Origin of the sequence: Acetobacter lovaniensis, assembly GCF_014207635.1 — a bacterium.
Taxonomy (GTDB): Bacteria; Pseudomonadota; Alphaproteobacteria; order Acetobacterales; family Acetobacteraceae; genus Acetobacter; species Acetobacter lovaniensis.
This window is the reverse complement of the sequence record NZ_JACHIE010000015.1, coordinates 14,621-35,155: the sequence shown is the minus strand read 5'-3', so window position 1 is coordinate 35,155 and position 20,535 is coordinate 14,621. Positions and strand designations below refer to the sequence as shown.

Sequence of the window (20,535 nt, the reverse complement as noted above, 5' to 3'; positions counted from 1 at the left end):
TTATTCCTTTTCCGAGATATCAACACTGGAACTTCCGCCGCCGCCATCGACAGAACGGATGACATGCGCGGCCTCGGCGGCATGGGTCGCGGCGTTACGGCGCTTCATGTTCCTTGCCCAGCGCGGTGGCTCGCCGTCGGGCGGGGAACCGGGGGGATCGCCACTTCCCGAGGGGCCGTTACCCGACGGACTACCACCCGCCGGGCCACCACCTCCGGGATTGCCATCCCCACCTGGCCCTGATGCCCCCGGACCGGAACTGCCGCTGCTTCCGCCACCATTTCCACCACCCGGACCACCGGCATCGTTTCCCCCACCCATTCCACGCGCGGCCCAGCGGCCACCGGCGGCATAGCTTTCCTTCAATGATGAGGCTGCCGCACTGACCTTGCCCTTCGCGGCGTTCACCGCAGCACCACCGGCCGCCCGGCCCATGCCGCCGATCCCGGCCGCCACACTTCCGGCACCACCTGCTCCAGCCGCTCCGGCGCTGTAGGCCGTTGTGGCAGCCCCCGCGATCGCAGCCCCTCCCCGTGCGGCAGCAGCCGTCGCGCCGAGGGCGGCACCCGCGCCAGATGCGATCGCGGCGGGTGCGGTCACGGCAGCAGCGCCCATCGCTCCAACAGCCATGCCGGTGCCGACAGCGGCGCCCGCGCCAAGCTGGGGCGCGCCGGAGATCAGACCATTGGCGATGCTGCCGCCATAAATGGATAGGCCCACGATCGATACCGAGGCGAGCACGACAGAGACCGCCTGACCGATGGTCGGCACGGCATCGCCATACGAGGTGTTGAATTGCCGGAAGAGCACCGAGGCGATGACGGAGATCACCGCCAGCACCATCACCTTCACCCCCGATGACACGACATTGCCCAGCACCTTCTCCGCCAGGAAGGCCGTCCGGTTGAACAGGGCAAAGGGGATCAGTACGAAACCGGCGAGGCTGGTCAGCTTGAACTCGATCAGGGCCACGAAAAGCTGCACGGCCAGAATGAAGAACGCCGCCAGCACGATCAGCCAGGACAGGCACAGCACGAAGATCTGGATGAAGTTTTTGAAAAACGCGACGGGACCGAGAAGATTATGAACGGACTCCAGCAGCGGCTGGGCCGCATCGAACCCGGTCGCGGCCAGTCGGCCGGGACGGAGGAAATCCGACAGTGCCAGACTGCCACCTCCGGCCCTGAGACCCATGGCGGCGAAACTGTCGAACACCACCTTCGCAAGATGGTCAAAATTGTTGATCAGGAACGCGAAGAACCCGATATACAGTGTCTTCTTCACCAGACGCTGGATGATGTCCTCATCCGCCGCCCACGCCCAGAACAGTCCGGCCAGTGCGATATCCAGCACAGACAGCGATCCCGCCAGCGAAACCACATTTCCTTTCAGCAGACCGAAGCCGCTGTCGATCGTGGTCGTGAAGGTGTTCAGGAAAGTGTCGATAACGCCGACATCATTGCTGGCCATGACCGTCAGTTCCCGCCGCTGCCGAACATAGACACCGTTCCCGGCACATAGGCGTCGTGCAGCGAGAAATGCTGATACTGCACGTCACTTTCCGCTTCCGTCGCGGCCTCGCGCGCCTGTTGCAGGGCCGTAGCGCGACCGTTGGCGGCCAGTTCGGCCTGGATGTCGGACAGTTGCCGCGATTGCAGGGCCAGAAGCTGGTTGCCGGCCTGGGCTGCCTGTAACGCCCCGGTGGAGGTCTGGCTGGCCGAGACCAGTTGCGTCATGGCCGAACCGTCGCTGGGGATGTTCCCAACCACGCGGGCCTGCAATTTCAGCGCATCCTCGAACCCGCCGACGGAATTCTGCCAGCGGGTCTGAGCCTGGCTGAACAGGGCGCTGTCGGACATGCCCGAGGAGACGGACGTGTATGCCTGCTGGTATTGCTGCTCGACGGACTGGACGCTGTAGGCGATGTTCTGCGCCTGAGCGAGCAGCGCCGTGGTCTGGGAAATTGTTGATTGCAACGTGCCCAATGTTGACAAGGGCAGGCTCGCCAGATTGCGCCCCTGATTGACCAGCATCTGGGCCTCATTGGCCAGCGACGTGATCTGGTTGTCGATCTGCTGGAGCGTCCGGGCTGCGATCAGCACATTCTCGACGTGGTTCGCGCCGTCATACACCGCCCATTGCGCGTGGGCAGGTGGAGAAGATGAAACCGTAAAAGCAATGACCACTACGGCAGGAATCAGACGATATCTCACGGCACGTCCCCTTCCCGCAGAAGATCCGCCGCCCACGTGACACCACGCGCCTCAAACCATGCGGGCAGGAAACCATCCCGCCCGTGTTCCGCCAGCACGCTATCGATCAATCGATGATCGTCTTTGCCGGACGCGGCACACAACGCCAGAGCGACGGGGCCGAGGCCCAGTTCGAACAGGCGGTTGCCGCGCTGGGTCTGGCAGTAATATTCCCGCTTCGACGCCGCGCGGGCAATGATGGCGATCTGCCGGTCATTCAGACCGAAATGCCGATAGAGCGCCATGATCTGTGGCTCAATGGCGCGCTCGTTGGGGAGGAAGATCCGCGTGAGGCAGCTTTCCACCACCGCTGGCGCGATCGGCGAGTTGGCGATGTCTGACAGGCTTTGCGTTGCGAAAATCACTGACGCATTTTTCTTGCGCAGGGTTTTCAGCCATTCCCGGAGTTGTCCGGCGAAATCCCCGTCATCCAGGACCAGCCACCCCTCATCGATGACCAGCAGGGTCGAACGACCGTCCAGACGGCCCTCAATGCGGTGGAAGAGATACGAGAGAACCGATGACGCCGCGCCGGAACCGATCAGCCCCTCGGTTTCGAACACCATCACATCGGTATCCCCCAGCCGCTCGGCTTCGGCGTCGAGCAACCGGCCATAAGGACCACCGAGGCAGTATGGGGTCAGAGCCTGCTTCAGGGCATTAGACTGGAGGAGTGCTACAAGACCGGAGATCGTGCGTTCATGGTCGGGCGACGACGCGAGGGAATTCAGGGCCGACCAGAGGTGAGACTTCACCTCGGAGGTCAGCGTGACCCCCTCGCCGACAAGGATCTGCCCCAGCCATTCACTGGCCCATTTTCGCTCGTCGGGATCATCGATCTCGGCCAGCGGCTGGAGCGATACACTACCACCCTGTTCTCCGGCGGCATCATCTTCGGTCAGACCGCCACCGAGATCGTGCCAGTCGCCACCCATCGCCAGCGTCGCCGCGCGCATGGAACCACCAAAATCGAAAGCGAAAACCTGCGAGCCCACGTAGCGGCGGAACTGGAGCGCCATCAGCGCCAGCAAGACAGATTTGCCCGCACCGGTCGGCCCGGCGATCAACGTGTGACCAACATCCCCGACATGCAGGGAGAACCGAAACGGTGTCGCCCCCGCCGTTTTTCCGTAGAACAGCGGCGGAGCCTTGAAATGCCCGTCCTGCTCCGGCCCGGCCCATACCGCTGACAGCGGGATCATATGGGCAAGGTTCAGGGTCGAAACCGGGGGCTGGCGGACATTGGCGTAAATGTGGCCCGGCAGGCTCCCGAGCCATGCCTCCACGGCGTTGAGGCTTTCCGCCATGCAAGTGAAATCGCGGCCCTGGATGATCTTTTCCACGAGCCGTAGTTTTTCCGCCGCAATGCTGGCACTGCCATCCCAGACCGTAACCGTGGCTGTAATGTACGCCTGCCCGACATCGTCCGCCCCGAGAGATTGCAAGGCCAGATCGGCGTCGGCCGCCTTATTGGCGGCATCGTTGTCCACGAGGACCGAAGCCTCGTTGGTCATGACTTCCCGGACAATGGCCGCAATACTCTTGCGCTTTGCAAACCACTGCCGACGGATTTTCGTCAGCACCTTCGTCGCATCCGTCTTGTCGAGCAGGATGGCACGGGTGGACCAGCGGTAGGGCATGGCCAGACGGTTCAGGTCGTCGAGGATTCCGGGAAAGGTCCGGCTGGGGAAACCCGTGATGGTCAGGGTTTTCAGGTAGGCATCACCAAGTTTCGGCTCCAGACCGCCCGCCAGAGGCTGATCCACCAGCAGGGCGTCCAGATGCATGGGAATCTCCGGCACCCTGACGCGCTGGTTACGGGTCGAAATGGTGGAATGCAGATAGGTGAGCGTTTCGCCGTCATCCAGCCAGACGGCCTCGGGCATGAACCCGTCCAGTAGGGCCAGAAGCCGATCGCTGCGATCGATAAATGCGTTCAGGATGCCGTGTGGGTCCGCCCCCTCGCGCTCCCTGCCCTCATAGAGAAAACGTTCGGCACGGCCTGATGATTCCGCAGGCGGCAACCAGACCAGGGTCAGGAAATACCGGCTCTCGAAATGCGCTCCCTCATCCTCGAACTGCTCCCGGCGTTCCAGATCGACCATCTGGCTAGCGGCATCGGGGAAATCGCTCTCGGGGTAGAGTGTCGCTGGCACGCGCTGAGCCTCGACGAATACGGCCCAGCCGGAACCAAGACGACGGAGCGCATTGTTCAGCCGCCCGGTCACACCTACCAGTTCGGCCGGTGTGGCGCTGTCCAGATCAGGGCCACGAATTTTTGCCGTGCGCTGGAAGGAACCGTCCTTGTTCAGGACCACACCCTGTTCCACGAGCGCGGCCCAGGGCAGGAAGTCGGACAGGAGGGCTGCACAGTTGCGATATTCGCCAAGGGACATCATGGCCCTGCCCTCCCTACGCCCGGAGCCAGGCGGGGTAGCGAAGATGCCGCCGTCCCACCTCGATGAACAACGGATCGCGCTTCGCACCCCAGACCGCCAGAGTATGGCCCACGATCCAGAACGCGGCCCCGATCAGCCAGAGGCGCAGGCCCAGCGCGATCGCCGCCGCCAGCGTGCCATTGGCGATGGCCACGGCACGGGGTGCGCCGCCCAGCAGGATCGGGTCGGTCAGCGAGCGATGCACCGGGACATGAAATCCCGGCACCGCATCATCGTCGTATCCCGCCATCAGATCAGCGCTCCGCCAGAGAAGGAGAAGAACGACAAGAAGAACGAGCTGGCGGCAAAAGCGATGGACAGACCGAAGACAATCTGTATCAGGCGGCGGAATCCGCCCGAGGACTCCCCGAAGGCCAGGGTCAGACCCGTGACCGTGATGATGATCACCGAGACGATCTTGGCCACCGGCCCCTGCACGGATTGCAGGATCTCGTTCAGGGGCGTTTCCCACGGCATGTCCGACCCGGACGCCAGGGCCGAGGAGCACCATGCGATGGAAAGCAGCAGCATGGCAGAGACGACAGGCGCGTGCCGACGCACGCGGAACAGCGTGAGGTTCATTTGGAATCTCCATCGGTATGGATTGAATGAATGCGATAGGCGCCAGCAGCGGGATCGAGCCCGTCCACGGTGGCGAGTTCGGACAGCCGGCGGGCATTGCCGCGCCCGGAGAGGACGGCGATCACGTCGATCGTCTCGGCGATCAGCGGGCGGGGCACCGTGACGACGATCTCCTGGATCAGTTGCTCCATGCGGTGCAGGGCACCGATGGCGCTGCCGGCATGCAGCGTGCCGATGCCGCCGGGATGGCCGGTGCCCCACGCCTTGAGCAGGTCCAGCGCCTCGGGGCCGCGCACCTCGCCGATCGGAATACGGTCAGGCCGCAGGCGTAGCGCGGAGCGCACCAGTTCGGACAGGGTCACGATGCCGTCCCTTGTGCGCAGGGACACGAGGTTGGGTGCCGCGCATTGCAGTTCGCGCGTATCCTCGATCAGGACGACCCGGTCGCCGGTTTTCGCCACCTCGGCCAGCAGCGCGTTGACCAGCGTGGTCTTGCCCGTACTGGTTCCACCCGCGACCAGAATGTTCTTTCTCTCGGCAACAGCGCGGCGCAGAAACACCGCCTGGGCATCTGCCATGATCCCGGCAGCGACATAATCGTCGAGGGTGAACACGGCGACGGCCGGTTTGCGGATTGCGAAACTCGGGGCGGTCACTACTGGAGGCAATAGCCCTTCGAAACGTTCGCCAGTTGGCAGTTCCGCCGACACGCGCGGAGCCGCTTCATGCACTTCCGCCCCGATATGGTGGGCCACCAGGCGCACGATCCGCTCGGCATCGGCGGGGGTGATGGCGTCGCCCGTGTCGGACAGTCCTTCGGACAGGCGGTCGATCCACAGCCGCCCGTCGGGGTTGAGCATCACCTCGACCACAGCCGGATCGGCAAGGTGCGCTGCGATCGCCGGTCCCATCGCCGTGCGCAGCATGGACATGCCACGCTGTCGGGCGCCACGTGCAATTGGCGTAGCCGCCATGGGAATCCCCATCCGTTTGGGTCATCCAGCCTTTCCGGACGACGACGGGGATTATTAGAGAGTGCTGTTTTCTCCCGTTTTCAACAGCATTTTCCTGCGATCGTACAGGATCGTAACGGATGCGGTTTTTACTTGTTCCTGACGGTTTGTCGAAATCGGCGGACGAAGCCCGACAGACACGTTCAGGAGAGGCGTTCTTCCTCGACCTCCTGCGCAAGGAGCATGGAGTCCCCCCGCAACCGGGCGGCATCACGGGCCGGGGGCACACCGAACATGCGCCGGTAATCGCGGCTGAACTGGGAAGGGCTGTCATACCCGACGGCAAAACCGGCTTCCGCCGCGTCATCCCCGTCCGCCACCAGACGCCGCCGCGCCTCCTGCAGCCGGATGCAGGTCCGGTACTGCATCGGGCTCATCAGCGCCACCGCCTTGAAATGCCGAAACAGCGAAGGCGCGCTCATACCGGCGAGGCGCGCCAGATCGTCGATCCCGAACTCCTCGGCATAATGCGTCCGCATCCAGGCCATGACCCGGGCAATCCGGGTCAGGTGGCTGTCCGCCACCGCGATCGCCCGAAGCCGAACGCCCAGCGGGCGCCGGTCAGCAGGCGGTAATAGATTTCCTGCCGCACCAGCGGGGCAAGAACCGCTATATCGCCTGGCGTATCCAGCAGCGCTACAAGACGGCGGACGGAATCCAGCAACGCCTCGTCCAGCGATGCGACGGCCAGACCGGCTTCATCCGCTACCCCTCTGTCCCCGCCGACGGGCACGGACAGCAGCAGGTCCGCCAGCACGGCCGGATCGAAATCGATACTGAGCGCCAGATAGGGCCGGTGCGGACTGGCCTTGATCACCGCGCTGCTGACCGGCAGATCGACCGTCGTGATCAGGTAATGGCTGTCGTCATAGGTAAAGGCGTGCTGTCCAAGCTCGACCCGCTTGCTGCCCTGGACGATCAGGTAAAGCCGGGAGCGGTAGATGCAGTTCAGCGGCACCGACCGACCTTCGGAGCGGAACAGCATGAGGCCGGGCACGGCGGTCAGTGTGCGTCGCCCGGCTGCATGGCGCCCGATAAGATTGCGCAGGTGATCGATCGCGGACATTCATGATCCTCCGCTATCAAACTGCTCTTGTGGATGACGGCGCACAAGATGCGGTGTCTACTTCTGATAGCATCATGCAAGAACGCGATGGGATCTTCCTACCGCGAGGCCCCTCCCCGGCGGCACTATGCCGCCACACCGCATCACGCGGTCCGTCTTTTTTGCGGAGATTTCATACCATGAAATACAATCCACTCGGCCGTACCGGCCTCCTGGTTTCGGAACTCTGCCTCGGCACCATGACCTTCGGCGGTCAAGGGGGCATCTGGGAACAAATCGGCGGTCTCGCGCAGGAGAGCGCCGATGGCCTGGTCCGCGCCGCACTCGATGCCGGGATCAACTTCATCGACACCGCCAACGTCTATTCCACCGGATTATCGGAACAGATCACCGGTCAGGCCCTGCGCAATCTCGGCGTGGTACGCGACGACGTCGTGGTTGCAACCAAGGTGCTGGGGCCGATGGGCGACGGTCCGAATGCCCGCGGCGCGTCACGCGCCCATATCATCGCGCAATGCCATGCCAGCCTGAAACGGCTGCAACTCGACCATATCGATCTCTACCAGATCCATGGCGTCGATCCTCTCACCCCGATCGAGGAAACAATGGAGGCGCTGGATACGTTGGTCCGCTCTGGCACCGTCCGCTACGTCGGCGTCTCCAACTGGGCGGCCTGGCAGATCAGCAAGGCGCTGGGTATCGCCGAGCGCCGGAACCTGGCGATGATCCGCTCGCTGCAGGCCTATTACACCATCGCCGGCCGCGACCTGGAGCGCGAGATCGCGCCGATGCTGGCCGAGGAGCAGGTCGGGCTGATGGTCTGGAGCCCGCTGGCGGGCGGCTTGCTGTCGGGCAAATATCTTCGCGACGGCAGTTCCGTCTCCGGCGACGGCCGTCGCGCCAGCTTCGACTTCCCGCCGGTCAACCGCGACCGCGCCTTCGCCGTCATCGACGCCATGCGCCCCATCGCCGAGGCGCACGGACGCAGCGTGGCACAAATCGCCATCGCCTGGCTGCTGCACCGCAAGGTGGTCACCAGCGTCATCATCGGGGCAAAACGTCCAGACCAGTTGCAGGACAATATCGCAGCCACCACTGTCACGCTGTCGCCCGAGGATCTGACGACGCTGGACGCGATCAGCGCCCTGCCCCCGGAATATCCGGGCTGGATGATCGAACGGCAAAGCGGTTATCGCGCTGGCGCCAAGGCAGGAGAGTTGCCGAAGACATCGTAGTACACGGAGGGGCCGACCGACGCAGGGAAGCCCCTAGTCGGCCTCAGACCGAAGGTCGTCCGGGATCTCCTGCCGGAAAAATGGCCCCCGACTGAGTCGCCGCCCAAGGGCGGCGACGAACGCCTCATACCGTTCCGACCCTTGCGCCCGCGCAGCTGCGGCCGCCGGCTCCGGCAAGGGCGGGCTGACCGTCATCCAGTAGCGGATGAACAGGGCCAGCGTCTCAAGGCTGATCCCGAGATCGCGCTCCATGCGGGCGACCTGCCGATCGAGACGATCCAGCCTGCGGCTCATTGCCGCTTCCCGCCGCTCATCGGCATCGGGCGACAGGAAGGATGTAATGGCGGCCTCCGCCACAAGAGACAGAGACAGATCGCGCCTCGCCGCATGGGCGGTCAGGGCATCCAGCAGCTTTGGTTCCAGATAGACCGACAGCCGCGCCTTCTTCGGGGATGTTCTCATCACGCCCTCACAGCCCGAGATCGTTGCCACGGTCGAGCCCGGCCTGCCGGGCGATCCGTGTCAGGTCGGCGCGATCCCGTGCTTCCATGTCAGGTGGCAGTTCCTCGCCAAAGAGGGCGGGGCCTGTGCGCTTCCTGTGTTTGCCGACATCCGCCGGATCATGCTCGCGCGACCATTTCTGTCCCGTGCCGAGGGATTCATCACTATCGGCGTCGTCGGCCTTGTCAGGTTCCGCCGCCGACGTGTTCTCCGGCGGCGGGGTGGCAGGAGGTGGGCGACCACTCCAGCCATCGGGCCTGATGGGCCGTGGCAATTGTGCCGGATCGGGTGGCGGCAGGATGCGCTCGACAAAACGCTGGTCCCGGAAATACCGCGCCTTCCGTGCCCGGATGGGTGGACAGCCCGCCACCATGACCACCTCATCCCGCGCCGGAAGCTGCATGACCTCCCCCACCGTCATGAGGGGCCGCGCGCTCTCCTGACGCGAGACCATGAGATGCCCCAGCCAGGGCGACAGCCGGTGCCCGGCATAGTTCTTCTGCGACCGGATCTCGGTGGCCACACCCAGACCATCGGACACGCGCTTCGCGGTGCGCTCATCGTTGGTCGCGAAACTGACCCTGACGTGACAATTGTCCAGGATGCTGTTGTTCTGACCGTATGCCTTGTCGATCTGGTTGAGGCTCTGGGCGATCAGGAACGCCTTGATCCCGTAGCCCGCCATGAACGCCAGAGCGCTCTCGAAAAAATCCAGACGGCCAAGGGCGGGAAACTCGTCGAGCATCAGCAGCAGGCGACGCCGCCCCGCCCGGCCAGACAGATCCTCCGTCAGCCGCCTCCCAATCTGATTGAGGATCAGGCGGATCAGCGGCTTGGTGCGGCTGATATCCGACGGCGGGATGACGAAATACAGGGAGACGGGCTGGTTGCCTTCCAGCAGGTCGCCGATGCGCCATTCGCAGCGACTGGTCACCGTCGCCACCACCGGATCACGGTAGAGGCCAAGAAACGACATGGCAGTGGACAACACGCCGGAGCGCTCGTTGTCGGACTTATTCAGCAGTTCCCGCGCCGCCGAGGCCACGACGGGATGCGGCCCCTTCCCGTCCAGATGGTTCGTGCGCATCATGGCGGACAGGGTCGCCTCGATCGATCGCTTTGGGTCGGAGAGGAATTTCGCCACCCCGGCGAGCGTTTTGTCATCCTCGGCATACAGCACGTGCAGGATCGCGCCCACCAACAGCGCATGGGAGGTTTTCTCCCAATGATTGCGCCGTTCCAGCGATCCCTCGGGATCGACCAGAATGTCGGCGATGTTCTGCACGTCGCGAACCTCCGACGCCCCGCGCCGCACCTCCAGCAGCGGGTTGTAGGCCGAGGAGGCCGGATTGGTGGGATCGAACAGCAGCACCCGCCCGAAGCGATTCCGGAAACCTGCGGTGATCTGCCAGTTTTCGCCCTTGATGTCGTGGATAATGGCGGACCCCGGCCATGTCAGGAGTGTGGGGATCACCATACCCACCCCCTTGCCGGTGCGCGTCGGCGCGAAGATCAGAGCATGCTCGGGGCCATCATGCCGGAGATAGCTGCCGCGATATTTGCCCAGCACCACGCCATCCTCGCCCAGCAGCCCCGCCGCACGGATTTCCGCGTCCTCGGCCCAGCGAGCGGAGCCATAGGTCGCGGCCCGCTTTGCCTCGCGGGCGCGATGGACGGACAGCGCCACGGCGGCTGCAAAAGCCAGAACCCCACCGGAGCCCGCGATCCACGCCCCACGGGCGAACACCGCCGGGGCATAGGCGTCGAACTCGTACCACCACCAGAAAAACAGTGGCGGGGTGTAGAGCGGCCAGCGGTGCAGGACCATAAACCACGGTCGGCCGAGTTCCGGTTGGAACGCCAGCTCCCAGGCCGTCCATTGTGTCGCCGTCCACCAGGACAGCACGATCATGGACAGGACCACGAGCGCCTGCCCCCACTGGATACGTGTTCCTGGCTGGTCCATCGATCCCTCCCCTTGCCATGGAAGACAGCGAAGAACCGTGATTTTCCAGCGTGCAAGCGCGAATTGGAGGCCGTCGTACAGGAGCGGGCAGGAGCGAAAAAATACTTGCGCGTTGCGGTCTGGCGTCGGCATCCTCATCTCATGCGCACGATATGCGCATAAGGAGTCGGATCATGCCCAGCCGCACCAGCCTCGGCGTTTCCTATGACCGGAATGCGCCCCGCCGCCCGGTCAACCTGTCGCTCAACACCGATCTGCTGGCGCAGGTCCGGGAAGTGACACCCAATCTCTCGGCGACGGTCGAGACGCTGCTGGGCGACTACCTGCAATCCGCGCGTCAGCAGCGCGAGGACGAACAGCGCAAGCTCGACAGCGTGATCGACGCGGTGAACGATCTGCACACGCGGCACGGCTTCCTGAGCGACGAATTCTCGACGCTCTGATCCGATGCCACAATTCGCGATCTACCGAAACCCCGGTCGCAACCGGGACATCCCGTTCGTGGTGCAAATCCAGAGCAGCCGCCTGGAGCGCAGCGTGGGCCGAGTCGTCATGCCGCTCGTCAAACGGTCCGGCAGCGCCCCGCCGGATCATCCGCTGACGCCACATCTCCATGTCGAGGGAGATGAGGTCTTCGCCAACCCGTTCGACCTGGCGACTGTTCCCGCTGCACGACTTGGGGCCGCCGTCGGTGTTATGACCGAACGCGATCAGGATAAGATCATAAGAGCACTGGACGAACTGGTCAGCAGGGCGTGAGTGGCACAGGGTTTCCGCCGTCGCCTTCATTTTGGATGAAACGCGCGCATGCTGTAATCAATGGCGCTGTAACGAACCCGAAGGGGTCAATTCGAATTATCAATGGTATAATCTGGTTAGGCTAAACATCCACATCGGACATCCTCGATAGAGAAACTACCCTTCCGTTTGGCAATCAGCATATTAACACAAACACCCCTCAAACTATTGATCAATTCATTAAGACACGCGATATAATCACCCAACACGCAACGCTTTGTATAACCTCAAGAAAAGTGAGTTAGTGATGTTAGAAAAAATCGACTTAGTGCCAGAACTTTACGATAATTACATACATTATTTTAATAATATATCTGAAATTCCATACGATGGCGATCGTCCATTTCTGAGCTGTGAAGACGTTCTTGATGCTCACTATTTAATAGGAAACCATTTTTTGAAAAAAGGCGAAGGAATGGGAGGGTTTGGTCCAAAAGATTTCGGATTATTATCATCAGCCGTAGCCAGGCAGCTGACCTCCGCTGGAGGCGCATATGTATATAATGATTTGTGGGATATCGCTTCTTCATTAATTTTTGGGCTGGTAAATGATCATCCGTTTCATGACGCGAATAAAAGAACGGCTTTTCTAAGTTCCGTTTTTTTTATGCTGGAAAACGGGTATGTCCCCTCTGTGGATATACAGGAAGTGGAAGATTTCACTGTAGAAATTGCCGAATATCATTCGAAAAATGGCCGGCACATGACGATAGAGGAAATATCCCCAAAATTTAAAGGTATGTTCAGAAAAAAAGATTCAAGAATATATTATGTAATAACATTCAATGAGCTTCAAGGTATTCTTTCAAACCATGGATGCTCTTTAAGAAACCCCCGTAGGAATTATATCGATGTGTATAAAGGAGATAATAGAGTATCCCAGATAGGTTTTCCTGGCTGGAAGAATGAAGTAAGCCGCAACGCTATATCAACAGTTAGAAAGACAACCGGACTCACCGCAGATAATGGATATGATGCGCAGGTCTTTTTTAAAGATGCTGACCCATTAAATATTCTCATCGGCGAATATGAGGAGCCCTTAAAGAGGCTTGCTGATAGATAAAAATTCCGTTCTATCCGCTGCGAATTTTCAGTTCATTGGGGACGGAAAAGCGTCCCCAATGCTAATGACTTGTTTTCATGCTCCGTCGGTTGGAAGGTGACCTTCCTTGCGTTTACCCGCCTTCCCAGTCACAGCCCAAGCCCCCGCTTGCGGGCGAACGACCAGTCGATCCCCCCATCGCCGCGCATGATTCCCGATACCTCCCGCCCCCGCTGCATTTCCAGCGACGGCGACCACGGCACCAGCTCAAATCCCAGCCCGTCGTCGATCATCGCGAACCGGCCCGAGGCCAGATTGAAACGCTGACGATAGGTGCCCGTGACCGGGTCGCCCTCGCCGCTCCGCCGGAACGGCATCCCTGACTTCCCGACAAGGCTCCGGCCCAGCGCGTCCAGCTCCCGCTCGCGCAGCGTAGCGATCATGTTCCGGGCGTAGCGGATACTCCCGCCGTCGCGGCTGGCCAGCCCCTGCTCCACCAGATGATCCGCCCGCTTTTCCATCGCCTCTTTGACATCGGCGCCGAACCCGGTGGACGCCAGCGCAAGAGGCTCCCGTGCGATGGCCTGCCGATCGAGCCAGGTCGCGCCATCCGCCATCACCTGCCGTTCCAGCGTGAAGTCCGAACGCACGGCCAGCGCGACACGGTTACGTCCCTGTTTGTCGCTGAAACGCCGCAGTTCGACAATCGAACCGACCGACCCATCGCCAGCAGCTTCGAGATGCGGCAGGCGGACATGGTGCGTGCGACCATCAATTCCGTCGATCACCGCATAGGCCGTGCCGCGCAGTTCATCGTCGAGGCCGCGATCGACCAGCCGGCCGATGACGGGATCGGTGGTGTCCTCGGCGGCCATTGCCCAGGAGGACGCGGCACGATCGATCTTCTGCTCCGCCAGCCCCCGGTGGATACGCTTGATGATGTCGTTGCGCTCGCTGATCTCCCGCAGGGTCGCTTCCGCACTCTCGTCCATCCTCCAGCGATCCGGCCCGACCTGGTGCGCCAGCCCCATCGTTTCCAGCCGGCGCAGGCGGCCCAGCTTCACGGTGGCGAAGGCGTCCGGCGTTTCGCCCGGCGCGCGCCCGAGAGCGATGACACCATCCTGCCCCGCGTCCCTCTGAAGCTGGCGGTCAAGCTGGGTCCAGCGATCGGCATTCACCTGCCGCTCGACCGCCTGGTGGATGTCGTGATCCGTGCGTGGTCCGAGTTCCAGCGTCACCAGATCCTGGGCACGGGCACGCATCCCCTCGCGGATATAATCGCGCGCGACCACCAGGTCGGAACCATCCTCCGCGACGCCCCGGACGATGACATGCAGATGGGGATGTGCGGTGTTCCAGTGGTCGACGGCGACCCAGTCCAGTTTTGTGCCGAGATCGGACTCCATCTGCCCCATCAGATCCCGCGCGAAGGCGCGCAGGTCCGACATCTCCGGCGCGTCCTCCGGGGAGACGATAAAACGGAAATGATGGCGGTCGCCATCGCATCGTTCCGCGAAGTCAGAGGCGCGGATGTTATCGCTGTCCTTCCCGAACAGGTGGGCATCCTCCCCGTCTCGCGTCACGCCCTCCCGACGGAGATAGCGGAGATGCGCCGCCAGTGGTGTCGCGCGCGGGGCATGGCGCACGACACGGGCCTTGATGACAACGCCCCGCGAACGGCTGGTGAGTAGGCGATTGGCGGCATGAGCGGCGGCCCTCCCGCGTCCGAAACTGGAGCGACGTCCGGCACTGATCTTCCCCGCACGGGAGACCCTGCCACCGGCCCGCTGCACCGACGCCAGCACCTGCGTCACGAAGGGGCGCGCCTGACGGGCTCGGGTGGAGCGGATACGCCCTGGCCGAACCCGGAATTCCTCGTCCCTGTTCATGACAAATGCCCTGCACCGTGCGAAACATCGCGCCAGATCAAGGAGATGACACCCAGACGCGAGGTGCGGGAAATCCAGGCACCTCGCGGCAAGACCTTAAAAACCCCGAAAAACCGCCACCCCGACCGAGCCGCGATGTGCGGCCTTTTATCCAGCCCTAACTTTTTCTGTCCTTTTCCAGGGTTTTTATGATTCACTTCCCCTGCTCCGCCCCCTGCGTCGAACCCACTCCCGGCGCGTTATGGACATGACCTGCGAAGAGCACGGACGGACTGAAAATCCCCTGCCCGGATCGGCTTAAAAAAATGCCTTGAGAGGACGATGGAAACGCATTTTCGCTGCCGGAAATGAAGAGCGTGGCGGAAGTCCAGTCACGCGCTGGAGTGATGGAAAAATGCACGCTGAACGACTGATCATCGATCAGCCGGACGATAGACCCAACGTAGGAAACCGTCTCGGCGGGTAATGGCCGACCGGTCGCCAGATGTTCGTCATAACGACCGGGACCGGCGTTGTAAGCGGCAAGGAATCCCGCATCACCATAGCGGTCGTGCAGCCATCGCAGATAGGCTGCCCCGGCCGCGATATTGTCACGCGGATCGAAGGGATCGGCCCCCAGATTGAGCGTGCGCCGGACTTCCTGCCAGGTGCCCGGCATGAGTTGCATCAGGCCCATCGCACCAGCACCCGAAACCGCATGCGGATCTCCGGCACTTTCGGCTTGCAGAACCGCCCGCACCCACGTCGACGGGATCGCATTCCGTGCCGCCGCCTGACGCACCAGATCGTCGAAATCCTGCGCGCGGGCGATGGTCGGCGAGAGCGTTAGCGCGAGCATGGCAAGTATACTGCCGGACCAGAAAAACCGGGCATTCATTCCCGACCTCCCTGACGTTTCGTGGAGCGATTCCAGACCAGTTGCCATTCACGCCCGCCGCGCCCGGCCTGGAACAGCGTGGCTCGGATTGGCTGCATGAAAGCGGGATCGTCGAGCACGATGAAGATATATTCACCGACGCGCTCCCCGGTGCGTTTCCACCCGGCACCGATCTCCAATGCTGAATCGCCATCACCGAGATGGATGCGATAATCCGGGGCGTTTTCCGCGCCGTTGTTTTCCGCTGGCACGAAGGTCAGTTCGGCGTCCAGCGACAGAGTGCGCACCCGTCCGGCGAAACCATCAGCGGTGCGGGTAAAAAATCCGATCTGGCTCATGGGAAAAATCCTTTCGGAAATGGTAGGGATGATGGAAAATCCGTGTGCCTTACGATCGTCATTCGATCGGCGGTTCGCCCGGTTTCATGGGCATCATGGGTGGTGCCAGGCGCGGCCGTTCCCGGATCGGAGCGCCGAGTTCCGGAAGGGGATCGAAATGCGGCGGCGGTGGCTCGGCCTCTCCCGTCCTGACATGCACCGGCACGGCGCGTCCGATGACGGTGTCCATCGGCAAGACACCGAAATACCGCCCGTCCAGACTGGTTGGCATGGCAGCGTTCATGACAAAAACCTGCCCCGGTGCGATACGTTGACAGCCCTGCCAGACCGGCAGCGCCCGGCCCCGATGGTCGATGGGTTTCGCATCACCGACAGGCTTTCCGTCGATGGTGACATGCACGCCGTTACGGCAGACACTCTGCCCTGCAAGGGCCGCGACGGGCTTGAGCAGTGGCACGCCGAACGGCAGGTAGCCGCGTGTCGCCAGTAGCGTCGCCTCGCGCTCGGGAAGACGGAGCGCGACAATGTCGCCGACGCGGATCGGCACGGTGGGCTGGATACGATACAGTCCGACCGGCACGCTGACCGTCTCGTTCCAGACCCAGCGCGGCGTGGGATGAATCGCCAGCGAAGCACCCACACCGAGCACAGCGAGATACGTGGTGAAGAACCAGGCACGCCGGGTCATGACACATCTCCCACCGACGCACGCGCGAGGACCATGTCGAGCGCGTATTCGACCCGCAGAATGGCCCGACCTATGGCTTCGGGGATGTCCGGGACGACCGCGTCACCGAACACCTCGACGACGAGGCTGGCGGCAGACGCCCGGCGTCCATCGCCGAGCGCAACGCGCGTGCGAGCCAGCCAGGCGGAAAGCCCATCATCCAGCCGTAGGTGAGCGGCAGGGCCGCCGTTCCAGTCAGCCCATGGTTCCGCAGCAGCATCGCCAGTGCCCGTGCTCCTGCCCAGCGATCCGGTGGCGCCCGGCCCGTCATCGCACCATCCATCACCGCGTCCATCGTCGGTGATTTCCGCCGGTCGTAGGCATCGCTCCACCCGTCCATCCGGCTGTCCCGTTTCGTCGGCGTCGGCAGCGTTTCCAGCGCCGCCGCCCGCAGGCAGTGACGCACTGTGCCCATCCGGCCCGGCGCTCCGTGACCGCCCGCCGCCATGTCCGAGGCCCTCGGCGTCGGCATGCCCGCGTGACGGTTTTCCTGCCCCGTCATCTGCGCCAGCACGTCGCCCCGGCCACCCCTCCCGGCATCCGAAGCGCGCGGCGTCGCGAGGATCGCCCGGAACGGGTATGTCGAGCCGACTCCCCCGCCCGCCCCGTCCTTCATGCCGTACGTCGCCATCGGCGTGGGCAAGGTCGTCCCCCGGAAGACGTCGTACAGACCCGACGCCTTCATCGCCGCCCGCGCACCCGATCCCCCTTCCATCCGCATCCCGCCCTGCTGTGACTGCGAGACCGGTGTGGGCAAGCTGTCGGGGATCGTGGCCAATGAGCCAGGACCGTTTGCGGACATGGCAGGCGCCGACATCTCCAGCACCCACCACGCACGCTTCAACGGCGTAGCCGAGCGCCTCCAGCGCGTCGAGCAGCCGGTCCGCGCCGCGAGTTCGGAGGTTAGCGCTGTTCTCAAAAGCGAACCAGCGAGGGCGGCATTCTCCGACCAGGCGGACGGCTTCGAGGTAGAGACCCGACCGCGCGCCGTCGATGCCTTTGCCCCTGGTGTTGGCGCTGCTGATGTCCTGGCACGGCGGGCTGCCCGCGATAAGGTCGGGCAGGAAACCGAGATCGGAAACAAGTCGCCCTGCGGTGAGGGTGCGGATGTCGTCGTAGAGCCGGACATGGGAGTTGTTCTCCGCGTAGAGCACACGTCGCCACGGGACGATCTCGCAGGCGGCGACGGTGACGAAGCCAGCCCGGTGCAGGCCCAGTGTCCAGCCGCCGGCCGCCCCCGCGAACAGGTCCAGCACACGCGGCGGCGCATAGGGCATGGCGATGCCCGTGGGAAGGGGGATGCGCGTCATGACGCGGCCCTCCGGCGCAACCACGCCTGATGACGTTCGCGCGTGTAGGGACGTGGCTCCTGCGCCGCTGTGAAGCGGTGATGCAGGTGCCGCCAGTGATCGGGACAGGCGGCAGTGGGATCGATGCCCAGCGCCTCCACGCCGTCGATGGCCTCCAGCACGCGACGCACCTTCGGCCAGCCGCTCTGGCGCAGCAGGCTCTCACCACCGGGGCGCACGAACGGCACGGTCTGGCGGGCTTCCTGCGCCCCGACCGCGCGCACGATGTCGATGCAGGACACCACGGTGCCGAAATCGTTCGCGGCCCAGCGGATGAAGGCGAACACGCTGTCTGGCGTGAAGCTCATCAGCCTGCGCCGACGGTCGAGAATGCGATCCTCGACGGGATGCCCAAAGCGGATCCAGTGCTCGATGCGCTTCTCGATCCAGGTCAGTTCGACCGTGGTGAGCATATCGCCCCATGGCCAGAAAGAACGGTCGGTCATGGGACACCTGCCCCGCGATCCGCGACCGCTTCCCGAGCCTCTTTTTTGCCATGTCCGGACGGGTCGAAATTATCTCGAAAAATACCCTTCGTACTACTACATATAGTATTGTACTTATAAGTTAAGAAGTTACGGCTCGCGGTTTTTCTTCTGGAACAATGGTTTACATAGTGGTTTTTTGAACGACCCAACGATACAACCGTATCTGTTCCAACGTGTTTTTCCACCGTTGTGGCAACGAGTGGTTCCACAGGCTTCTCCACAGGCCCTGTGGGCGGCGTCGTTGCTTCGATCCGCAGATAGTCGGTGCCATGTCGCAGACAGGTCGAAAGATGGTATCCCGGAAGCGATTGCACCCGAACGATCTTTCCCAGCGCGAGCACGAAATCATATCGTTGCATCAGCGTGCCGGAACGGCCATGCAATTCGGTGAAATCAAACAGCCATCGTCCCTTCTGCCGTCCGACACGTCGGCGGGCGAACCGGTAAAGCCAGCGTCCGATTCCACTCCCCATGTGGAAATAGGCCGGATGCACGGTCAGCACGCGTGTGGGCTCAGTGACAGCAGCGAGGAACCACTCCGGCAGTGTCAGGGCGACACCATCATCACGGGAGACACGGACATCACTGACCCAGGCGAACGGCCGGTCCCGCCAGTCCGGACCATTGCGGATATTCGTCATCACCGTCGTGACCGCGAGGCGGGCCAGCGCACCACGCAGACGGCGGTACTGATGCGCGCCGGCATCCCAGCCGAGGTCCTGGAACAGCCGCCAGGGCGTGAAGCGGACATGGCGGGAAATCCATTGCCCCTCGTTCAGCGCGCCCCTGAGCTGCCCGGCAAGCCAGAGCAGCACATCGGCATCCATGAGTGTCGCCAGCCCGGCATCGCCGGAGGACACGACGTGAACTTCGCTGTAGCCGGACCGGTGACGGATCGGCTCATGACGCGGCATTTTCCCGAGCGCGAAGAACGGACGATCCATCAGATCGCGGATGTCACGCGGGCTGGCAGGCCCGGAGACCACGAAGCGCCGGTCGGGCTGACGCCAGGTTTCGGATGCCGGCATCATCGTCCGGCACTCCGCCGCGCCGCCCGACGGACCCTGGCCTGCAATCGCACGAGATACGCACGGGGGTCGGACGGCATCGGGATGCCGCCACCGTCACCGGTGGACAGCCTGACGTTCAGATCGGCCCAAGCGCAGAGGTCTTCCACGGCATAGACGATCCGGCCACCAAGCTGGCGGTAGAGCGGACCAGTGCCACAGCTCCGGTGTTTTTCGAGGGTGCGGATGGACAGGCCAACGAAATTGGCCGCGTCCGGGGTGCGCAGATAGCGCGGTGGCAGTGTCGGCTGGACACGCATGGGGTCTTTCCTCCCGATGGATCGGGCCACGTGCGGAATGTCGCGGCTCATGGGAGGACGCTGCCGGAAAATGAGGCTTGGGGAGGGATGACAAAGTTCAGGCCGCCAAAATGTCACCCCCCTGCTTCAGCCCCTGAAGGAGGGCGATGTGACCGCCGTTCAGGTAGAACCCGGCACCGTCGAGGTCGCGGTAGAAAGCCCGGTGCCATGAACTGGCGCGCCATTCATTGCGGGACAGGTGCAGGATGCGCTCGCCGTAGATGCCCGCCGCGATCCGGCGTGTCGCCACTCCCGTGCGCCGACCTTCGGCGATGCAAAGCATGCGTATCTGGCGGAGTTTCTGCTGAGAACTCAGGCGCAGGACGGGTGGAATTGGGCCGGGTAATTGACCGGCAAGCAGGCGGCCGAAGCGCGCAACGCAGGTCAGACGGGTCGCGAGGTGCCCGTCATCGATGACGAACCAGGTTCCTGGCGCGTCGGGCTGCCGATCGACCACAATGACGATGCGTAGCACGCCAGAATCGCTGTCCAGCACGAGATGGATGCCATCGGGACCGTCATGTCGTACACGGACATAGGGTGCCAGCCGAAGCAGAATGTCACCCCCGTCGCCACGCACGGCGACCTCCGGCGCGATGTCCGGATCC

General features: G+C 63.0%; 23 protein-coding genes. 4 read left to right on the top strand and 19 right to left on the bottom strand.

The window, feature by feature from the left end:
* The 8 genes from trbL to HNR55_RS17040 all read right to left on the bottom strand — a co-directional run bounded on the left by trbL (position 1) and on the right by HNR55_RS17040 (position 7,351).
* On the bottom strand, positions 1-1,470 hold the full coding sequence (gene trbL / locus HNR55_RS13515; protein WP_166116216.1) for a P-type conjugative transfer protein TrbL: 1,470 nt from the start codon (positions 1,468-1,470) through the stop codon (positions 1-3).
* 5 nt (positions 1,471-1,475) lie between these two features.
* Positions 1,476-2,213, bottom strand: a complete 738-nt coding sequence (trbJ, locus tag HNR55_RS13510; protein WP_166116214.1) for a P-type conjugative transfer protein TrbJ — start codon at positions 2,211-2,213, stop codon at positions 1,476-1,478.
* The gene (gene trbE / locus HNR55_RS13505) at positions 2,210-4,651 is read right to left on the bottom strand and encodes a conjugal transfer protein TrbE (protein WP_166116212.1); all 2,442 of its coding nucleotides are present in this window, start codon (positions 4,649-4,651) and stop codon (positions 2,210-2,212) included. Before trbE ends, trbJ begins: the two co-directional genes overlap by 4 nt.
* A 13-nt stretch (positions 4,652-4,664) precedes the next feature.
* Positions 4,665-4,940 carry a VirB3 family type IV secretion system protein gene (locus HNR55_RS13500; RefSeq protein ID WP_166116210.1) on the bottom strand — a complete coding sequence of 92 codons (276 nt, stop codon included), beginning with the start codon at positions 4,938-4,940 and terminating at the stop codon, positions 4,665-4,667.
* Positions 4,940-5,272 carry a TrbC/VirB2 family protein gene (locus HNR55_RS13495; RefSeq protein ID WP_166116208.1) on the bottom strand — a complete coding sequence of 111 codons (333 nt, stop codon included), beginning with the start codon at positions 5,270-5,272 and terminating at the stop codon, positions 4,940-4,942. The genes HNR55_RS13500 and HNR55_RS13495 overlap by 1 nt, the downstream gene beginning before the upstream one ends.
* Positions 5,269-6,246, bottom strand: coding sequence for a P-type conjugative transfer ATPase TrbB (trbB, locus tag HNR55_RS13490; RefSeq protein ID WP_166116206.1), 978 nt, complete (start codon positions 6,244-6,246; stop codon positions 5,269-5,271). Before trbB ends, HNR55_RS13495 begins: the two co-directional genes overlap by 4 nt.
* Before the next feature lie 182 nt (positions 6,247-6,428).
* On the bottom strand, positions 6,429-6,707 hold the full coding sequence (locus HNR55_RS17045) for a helix-turn-helix domain-containing protein (protein ID WP_242005601.1): 279 nt from the start codon (positions 6,705-6,707) through the stop codon (positions 6,429-6,431).
* Between the two features lie 83 nt (positions 6,708-6,790).
* Positions 6,791-7,351 carry an AraC family transcriptional regulator gene (locus tag HNR55_RS17040; protein WP_242005600.1) on the bottom strand — a complete coding sequence of 187 codons (561 nt, stop codon included), beginning with the start codon at positions 7,349-7,351 and terminating at the stop codon, positions 6,791-6,793.
* A 179-nt stretch (positions 7,352-7,530) separates the two neighbouring features.
* On the opposite strand from HNR55_RS17040, the gene HNR55_RS13480 reads away from it, so the two are divergent.
* A complete protein-coding gene (locus HNR55_RS13480) occupies positions 7,531-8,586 on the top strand; it encodes an aldo/keto reductase (protein WP_166116204.1) in 1,056 nt (351 codons plus the stop codon).
* Between the two features lie 33 nt (positions 8,587-8,619).
* Here the strand turns inward: HNR55_RS13480 and HNR55_RS13475 are convergent, their stop codons facing one another.
* Together HNR55_RS13475 and HNR55_RS13470 are read right to left on the bottom strand one after the other, a co-directional pair.
* Positions 8,620-9,048 (bottom strand): ribbon-helix-helix protein, CopG family, encoded by a 429-nt coding sequence (locus tag HNR55_RS13475; protein WP_166116275.1) that lies wholly within the window; start codon positions 9,046-9,048, stop codon positions 8,620-8,622.
* A gap of 7 nt (positions 9,049-9,055) precedes the next feature.
* A complete protein-coding gene (locus HNR55_RS13470) occupies positions 9,056-11,053 on the bottom strand; it encodes a conjugal transfer protein TraG (RefSeq protein WP_166116202.1) in 1,998 nt (665 codons plus the stop codon).
* Between the two features lie 173 nt (positions 11,054-11,226).
* Here HNR55_RS13470 and HNR55_RS13465 point away from each other — a divergent pair, with 173 nt between their 5' ends.
* The 3 genes from HNR55_RS13465 (at position 11,227) to HNR55_RS13455 (ending at position 12,914) form a co-directional block, all read left to right on the top strand.
* Entirely contained in the window at positions 11,227-11,496 is a 270-nt protein-coding gene (locus HNR55_RS13465; protein WP_166116201.1) for a type II toxin-antitoxin system CcdA family antitoxin, read from the top strand.
* Positions 11,497-11,500: 4 nt separating this feature from the next.
* Complete coding sequence (locus HNR55_RS13460) at positions 11,501-11,812, top strand: CcdB family protein (protein WP_166116199.1); 312 nt, start codon at positions 11,501-11,503, stop codon at positions 11,810-11,812.
* Positions 11,813-12,098: 286 nt separating this feature from the next.
* Positions 12,099-12,914: a type II toxin-antitoxin system death-on-curing family toxin gene (locus HNR55_RS13455; protein WP_242005605.1), complete on the top strand. Its 816-nt coding sequence runs from the start codon at positions 12,099-12,101 to the stop codon at positions 12,912-12,914.
* Between the two features lie 128 nt (positions 12,915-13,042).
* On the opposite strand, the gene HNR55_RS13450 is transcribed toward HNR55_RS13455, so the two are convergent.
* The 9 genes from HNR55_RS13450 to HNR55_RS13410 all read right to left on the bottom strand — a co-directional run bounded on the left by HNR55_RS13450 (position 13,043) and on the right by HNR55_RS13410 (position 20,507).
* Positions 13,043-14,782 (bottom strand): relaxase/mobilization nuclease domain-containing protein, encoded by a 1,740-nt coding sequence (locus HNR55_RS13450; protein WP_166116195.1) that lies wholly within the window; start codon positions 14,780-14,782, stop codon positions 13,043-13,045.
* A 193-nt stretch (positions 14,783-14,975) separates the two neighbouring features.
* Positions 14,976-15,659: a lytic transglycosylase domain-containing protein gene (locus tag HNR55_RS13445; RefSeq protein ID WP_025439256.1), complete on the bottom strand. Its 684-nt coding sequence runs from the start codon at positions 15,657-15,659 to the stop codon at positions 14,976-14,978.
* Complete coding sequence (locus HNR55_RS13440; protein ID WP_025439257.1) at positions 15,656-15,997, bottom strand: DUF736 domain-containing protein; 342 nt, start codon at positions 15,995-15,997, stop codon at positions 15,656-15,658. Before HNR55_RS13440 ends, HNR55_RS13445 begins: the two co-directional genes overlap by 4 nt.
* Positions 15,998-16,055: 58 nt before the next feature.
* Positions 16,056-16,685 carry a S26 family signal peptidase gene (locus tag HNR55_RS13435; protein ID WP_166116193.1) on the bottom strand — a complete coding sequence of 210 codons (630 nt, stop codon included), beginning with the start codon at positions 16,683-16,685 and terminating at the stop codon, positions 16,056-16,058.
* Complete coding sequence (locus HNR55_RS13430) at positions 16,682-18,034, bottom strand: DNA cytosine methyltransferase (RefSeq protein ID WP_117127366.1); 1,353 nt, start codon at positions 18,032-18,034, stop codon at positions 16,682-16,684. The genes HNR55_RS13435 and HNR55_RS13430 overlap by 4 nt, the downstream gene beginning before the upstream one ends.
* A complete protein-coding gene (locus HNR55_RS13425) occupies positions 18,031-18,519 on the bottom strand; it encodes a DUF2840 domain-containing protein (protein ID WP_025439261.1) in 489 nt (162 codons plus the stop codon). The genes HNR55_RS13430 and HNR55_RS13425 overlap by 4 nt, the downstream gene beginning before the upstream one ends.
* Positions 18,516-19,592 carry a replication initiator protein A gene (locus HNR55_RS13420; RefSeq protein WP_025439262.1) on the bottom strand — a complete coding sequence of 359 codons (1,077 nt, stop codon included), beginning with the start codon at positions 19,590-19,592 and terminating at the stop codon, positions 18,516-18,518. The genes HNR55_RS13425 and HNR55_RS13420 overlap by 4 nt, the downstream gene beginning before the upstream one ends.
* On the bottom strand, positions 19,589-19,888 hold the full coding sequence (locus tag HNR55_RS13415) for a helix-turn-helix transcriptional regulator (RefSeq protein WP_025439263.1): 300 nt from the start codon (positions 19,886-19,888) through the stop codon (positions 19,589-19,591). Before HNR55_RS13415 ends, HNR55_RS13420 begins: the two co-directional genes overlap by 4 nt.
* A gap of 97 nt (positions 19,889-19,985) precedes the next feature.
* Complete coding sequence (locus HNR55_RS13410; RefSeq protein WP_244150833.1) at positions 19,986-20,507, bottom strand: DNA -binding domain-containing protein; 522 nt, start codon at positions 20,505-20,507, stop codon at positions 19,986-19,988.
* Between the last annotated feature and the right edge of the window lie 28 nt (positions 20,508-20,535).

Coding starts and splice junctions, on each gene's coding strand:
- HNR55_RS17040 (WP_242005600.1), bottom strand. CDS start 7,351: ATGTCCGCGATCGATCACCTGCGCAATCTTATCGGGCGCCATGCAGCC.
- HNR55_RS13470 (WP_166116202.1), bottom strand. CDS start 11,053: ATGGACCAGCCAGGAACACGTATCCAGTGGGGGCAGGCGCTCGTGGTC.
- HNR55_RS13430 (WP_117127366.1), bottom strand. CDS start 18,034: ATGACGCGCATCCCCCTTCCCACGGGCATCGCCATGCCCTATGCGCCG.
- HNR55_RS13415 (WP_025439263.1), bottom strand. CDS start 19,888: ATGCGTGTCCAGCCGACACTGCCACCGCGCTATCTGCGCACCCCGGAC.
- HNR55_RS13500 (WP_166116210.1), bottom strand. CDS start 4,940: ATGGCGGGATACGACGATGATGCGGTGCCGGGATTTCATGTCCCGGTG.
- HNR55_RS13425 (WP_025439261.1), bottom strand. CDS start 18,519: ATGACCGACCGTTCTTTCTGGCCATGGGGCGATATGCTCACCACGGTC.
- HNR55_RS13465 (WP_166116201.1), top strand. CDS start 11,227: ATGCCCAGCCGCACCAGCCTCGGCGTTTCCTATGACCGGAATGCGCCC.
- HNR55_RS13495 (WP_166116208.1), bottom strand. CDS start 5,272: ATGAACCTCACGCTGTTCCGCGTGCGTCGGCACGCGCCTGTCGTCTCT.
- HNR55_RS13455 (WP_242005605.1), top strand. CDS start 12,099: ATGTTAGAAAAAATCGACTTAGTGCCAGAACTTTACGATAATTACATA.
- trbB (WP_166116206.1), bottom strand. CDS start 6,246: ATGGCGGCTACGCCAATTGCACGTGGCGCCCGACAGCGTGGCATGTCC.
- HNR55_RS13420 (WP_025439262.1), bottom strand. CDS start 19,592: ATGATGCCGGCATCCGAAACCTGGCGTCAGCCCGACCGGCGCTTCGTG.
- HNR55_RS17045 (WP_242005601.1), bottom strand. CDS start 6,707: ATGAGCGCGCCTTCGCTGTTTCGGCATTTCAAGGCGGTGGCGCTGATG.
- trbE (WP_166116212.1), bottom strand. CDS start 4,651: ATGATGTCCCTTGGCGAATATCGCAACTGTGCAGCCCTCCTGTCCGAC.
- HNR55_RS13475 (WP_166116275.1), bottom strand. CDS start 9,048: ATGAGAACATCCCCGAAGAAGGCGCGGCTGTCGGTCTATCTGGAACCA.
- HNR55_RS13440 (WP_025439257.1), bottom strand. CDS start 15,997: ATGAGCCAGATCGGATTTTTTACCCGCACCGCTGATGGTTTCGCCGGA.
- trbL (WP_166116216.1), bottom strand. CDS start 1,470: ATGGCCAGCAATGATGTCGGCGTTATCGACACTTTCCTGAACACCTTC.
- HNR55_RS13450 (WP_166116195.1), bottom strand. CDS start 14,782: ATGAACAGGGACGAGGAATTCCGGGTTCGGCCAGGGCGTATCCGCTCC.
- HNR55_RS13460 (WP_166116199.1), top strand. CDS start 11,501: ATGCCACAATTCGCGATCTACCGAAACCCCGGTCGCAACCGGGACATC.
- HNR55_RS13480 (WP_166116204.1), top strand. CDS start 7,531: ATGAAATACAATCCACTCGGCCGTACCGGCCTCCTGGTTTCGGAACTC.
- HNR55_RS13435 (WP_166116193.1), bottom strand. CDS start 16,685: ATGACCCGGCGTGCCTGGTTCTTCACCACGTATCTCGCTGTGCTCGGT.
- HNR55_RS13445 (WP_025439256.1), bottom strand. CDS start 15,659: ATGAATGCCCGGTTTTTCTGGTCCGGCAGTATACTTGCCATGCTCGCG.